3 protein-coding genes are annotated in these 4,572 nt (G+C 49.3%); 2 read left to right on the forward strand and 1 reads right to left on the reverse strand.

What is annotated here, in order from left to right; genetic code table 11:
• Positions 1-113 precede the first annotated feature (113 nt).
• Both AC0QH1_RS11100 and AC0QH1_RS11105 read left to right on the forward strand, forming a co-directional pair.
• Complete coding sequence (locus AC0QH1_RS11100; RefSeq protein ID WP_324631164.1) at positions 114-1,814, forward strand: ABC1 kinase family protein; 1,701 nt, start codon at positions 114-116, stop codon at positions 1,812-1,814.
• A gap of 53 nt (positions 1,815-1,867) precedes the next feature.
• The gene (locus AC0QH1_RS11105) at positions 1,868-2,239 is read left to right on the forward strand and encodes a hypothetical protein (RefSeq protein WP_324631162.1); all 372 of its coding nucleotides are present in this window, start codon (positions 1,868-1,870) and stop codon (positions 2,237-2,239) included.
• Positions 2,240-2,400: 161 nt separating this feature from the next.
• On the opposite strand, the gene AC0QH1_RS11110 is transcribed toward AC0QH1_RS11105, so the two are convergent.
• On the reverse strand, positions 2,401-3,687 hold the full coding sequence (locus AC0QH1_RS11110) for a Glu/Leu/Phe/Val family dehydrogenase (RefSeq protein WP_324631163.1): 1,287 nt from the start codon (positions 3,685-3,687) through the stop codon (positions 2,401-2,403).
• Positions 3,688-4,572: the final 885 nt, after the last annotated feature.

Below are 4,572 nucleotides of genomic sequence, written 5' to 3' on the forward strand. Positions count from 1 at the left end.
GGGGGAGAACTCCTCCCTACGCATAAATGACGAGGGTTTCCGTTCTCCCCCTTACCAACCCTAATTTCTGATGAGAGGCAAATAAAGGCGTGAGTTCCAAGACATTAGCTCAAATGAGGCGATACGATCCCGAGGCGATTGCGCGTTACTACCGCTATCGTCCCTGGAAAGTCATCTGGCGAGTTGTAACAATCATCTGGTATTTTGCCAATTTTATCTGGGGCTTAAAGTGGGACGAGTGGACGAACCAAGTCGAGAAAAACCGACAAAAAAGAGCCTCGCGACTGCAGTACATTTTAACGAACCTGGGGCCTACTTATATTAAAGTGGGGCAAGCCCTTTCCACGCGACCGGATTTAATCCGCAAAGACTTTTTAGAGGAGCTAGTCAAGCTGCAGGATAGTTTGCCGCCGTTTGACACCGCGATCGCCTATCGCATCATCGAAACCGAACTCAACCTCCGAATCGAGGAAATCTTTGCCGAGATTTCCCCAGCGCCAATTGCGGCGGCGAGTTTAGGGCAAGTGTATCGCGCCTATCTGCATAGCGGCGAAGAAGTGGCGGTAAAAGTGCAGCGCCCGAACCTCAAACCCCTGCTGAGCTTAGACTTGTACTTAATGCGCTGGGGTGCCAAACTGCTCGGACCGTGGTTGCCCTTAAATTTAGGCCATGACCTGGGCTTAATTGTGGATGAATTCGGCAGCAAACTCTTTGAAGAAGTGGACTATCTCAATGAGGGACGCAACGCCGAAAAATTTGCCGCCAACTTCAGCAATAACTCCAACGTTAAAGTCCCCGCCATCTACTGGCGCTACAGCACCAACCGCGTGCTGACTTTAGAGTGGATTCACGGCTATAAACTCACCGATAATCACGCCCTGAAAGCGGCGTCTATCAATATTAATTCCATCATCGAGACTGGCGTCACCAGTGGTTTGCAGCAGCTATTAGAGTTTGGATTTTTCCATGCAGACCCCCACCCGGGGAATTTGTTTGCCATGTCCGATGGGCGCATGGCATATATCGATTTCGGGATGATGGATCAACTGGAAGAAACCACCAAAGAAAACCTGGTGGATGCAGTGGTTCATCTGATTAACAAAGATTACTTGGAACTCGCCGAAGAGTTTGTGAAACTGGGGTTTTTGACCCCAGAAACGGACATATTGCCAATCGTGCCGGCATTAGAAGCGGTATTGGGGGATATTCTCGGGCAAAGCGTGCGGGATTTTAATTTCAAAACGATTACCGATCGCTTTTCCGAGTTGATGTACGAGTATCCTTTCCGCGTACCGGCGAAATTTGCGTTGATTATTCGCTCTTTGGTGACTCAGGAAGGGTTGGCGTTAAGTATCGATCCGAATTTCAAAATTGTGGATGTGGCGTATCCCTATGTGGCGCGGCGTCTGCTGACGGGGGAATCTCCGCAATTGCGGCGGCGGTTAATTGAGGTGTTGTTTAAGGGGGGTAAGTTCCAGTGGCATCGACTGGAGAATTTAATCGCGATCGCGCGATCGGACAACAATTTCGACCTGCTTCCCACCGCCGAATTGGGTCTGCGGTACCTGCTTTCCGAGGAAGGAGCGTTTCTGCGTCAGAAGCTATTGCTTGCATTAACAGAAGACGATAAGCTCCATACCGAGGAAGTGCGTCGCTTGTGGAATTTGGTGAAAGAAGATATTCAACCTAATCGGTTATTCACCGCCGCACTGGGCGCTTTGGCAGATTTTTCCCGCGAAGGAGCTGCAGCTTTACTGCCCTTGGTTGCCACCCTGAGTGTTTCTGGCGACCCCAACTCTCGCGAGATGCGGTAAGGTTTTTTCGATCGCTATCCACGATAAACGCTTAGCAATGTAAGGAGATATTCGTGTCTAATTTTCCAGAACCGCCCTATTTTCTCTTAGCGGCAGGTTTACTCGCCGCGATCGCATCGGGAAGTGCATTTTATGCCACTTTGACCCAATTCGTGCAAACGTGGTCTCGCAGTCGTTCCAGTCGCAGTCTTTCCCAAGCGAGAGGGTTGGAATTCCAGCTTCCGTTTTTAGGCATGGCGGGCGGGATTTGCGTCTTTCTCGCCTCGGGATTGGAAATTTTTGGCTTTAATGCCAAGTTTGCCTATGCTTTCGCTTTACCGCTGACTGTGTTTACCACTTGGTTGGTGTGGTGGCAATTGGGCAAAGTGTTGGTTCAGCTAGAAAAGGGCGGATCGAAAGCGCTGGATTTGGATTTGTTTGTCTAACTGGGTTTTGATGCCAAGCGATCGCACCGCCAATCCAGGGCGATCGAACTGGGGAAATGATTCTCGGGGCGCACTACCATGCGCCCCGAACATTGCTTCTCTCATCGATTCACTCGCGGCGATCGCCACCAAGGCACCAGGAAGGCGTCTGACATCCCTCCTCAACCGTTCACATAATAATCCCGGGTTCCCTTGGCGCTGAGGGCTTCGCCGAGGCGGTTCAACCCATGCACGTAAGCGGCGGTTCGCATGGGAATGTCAAACTCTTCGGCTAATTGCCATATTTTCTCGGTTTCCTTAATCATTTTCTGCTGCAAGCGTTGATTGACTTCTTCCACAGACCAATACAAACCGCTGCGATTTTGCACCCACTCAAAATAACTGACCGTGACCCCCCCGGCATTCACTAAAATATCCGGCACTACATAAATACCCCGCGCTTCTAAATCGGCATCGGCATCGGCACTAATCGGTCCGTTGGCGACTTCAAAGATATACTTAGCTTTGATATCCTTAACGTTAGCGGCGGTAATTTGATTTTCCAGGGCGGCGGGAATCAACAGATCTACCTCTAACGCCAGTAATTCTTCATTGCTGATAATTTCATGTTCGACAATGTTGCAAACGCTGTCTTCGCAGTAGATTGCTTGAATGCCTTTGTTGGATTCTTTGTAATGCCGAATGCTGGGAATATCTAGTCCTTTTTTGGCATAAATCCCCCCTTTAGAATCGCTGACGGCGACCACTTTATAGCCGGTTTTTGCCAGGAGTTCGGCAACCACTGCGCCGGCATTTCCAAATCCTTGTACGGCGACGGTGGTTTCGTGGGGTTGGCGGTCGAATTTTCGCATCAGGGTTTCGATCGTAAAATAAGCGCCGGTTCCGGTGGCGGTATTTCGCCCCACACTACCGCCAAGGGTGATAGGTTTGCCCGTTACCACGGCGGGATTGAGCGATCGCTTGATAATATTGTATTGATCCATCATCCACCCCATGACCATTGGATTGGTATAAACATCCGGGGCGGGAATATCGATGTCCGGTCCGATAAAATCGGCGATCGCCTCAATATACCCTCGCGTCAATCGTTCTAATTCCAACTTCGACAGTTCCTTCGGATTCACCGTTACGCCACCTTTTGCCCCGCCAAAGGGAAGGTCGAGAACGGCACATTTAAAGGTCATCCAAAATGCCAGGGAGGTGACTTCATCTAAGGAGACGTTTGGATGATATCGAACCCCGCCTTTTCCCGGACCTCGGGTATCGTCGTAGCGCACCCGATAGCCGGGAAAAATTCGCAACGCTCCGTTATCCATCCGCACTGGAATCGACACGATTAAACTGGATTTTGGATACTTCAAATATTCTAGCGCATCTTCGGAAATCGAGATGTATTTCATCGCTCGTTCCAGTCGTTTACTGGCATCGGCAAATAAAGAATCTGACATTTTTTTCCACTCCGAATTGCATTTTCTGCTTCTGTTCGAGGAATGATGCCACAAACCCACCCCAAGGAGCGATCGCCGCGATCGCTCCTTGGTGTGTGCCCCACAAAATAAGCATAAAATATTTTTTGCACTTCAAAAATAATTTATACTTATGAATTACGCCGGGTTTGGATTGTTCTTCCCTCGATACCTGTAGTTTATTATACAGTTTTTTGCGTGAATTTGCGCTATTGAACGCAACGGTGGAATTCGCGATCGCGGCAGTTAAGTGCTCGGCAACCTGAAATTTTTCTTATCCATTGCATGGTCAAAATCTACTTAAACCATTCTTAAACTTTCCATTAGCCAAATTTAAACAGTGCATTAAAAAATCAAAAAACCTAAATTGGCAGGTGTAGGCAAAGGTTGCCACAGACAAACCACCCAGACCTCGCATCGGAACAAGACCCAATTGCCGCGCCCCTCCCAGAGGGCAGCGCGAGTGATGTCACTTTACGATTGCCATTCAACCGCCGGAAATGACGCCGGAAATCTGGGTTTGCCGACTACCCATAGAGCGCTCGATTTTAGTGAACGAGTAAAAATTTGCCAGAGAACTGCTGCCAGGACCGTTGGCAAACCTTTAAACTGGAAAAGTAGGGGACCGGCGTAATCCACTTATTGCGCTCAGTGCTGTAAAGTTCGGCGAGTGGCATGTGTTGTGCAACAAACCCATCTGCGATCGCCGATCGCCCACGCCCGAGTCCATTCGCTTGGGTCTTGCAAAAAATTCACCTTGGCTGTTGCATGCAGGCTGAATTGCCAGAAATGTCAGGAACCCCATCCCTAAAGGGAAGGGCTTGGTAAGACTTTATTCTTGCTACGCTCGAATATTTTCCCAAGCTC

The organism is Phormidium sp. CCY1219 (assembly GCF_055795085.1).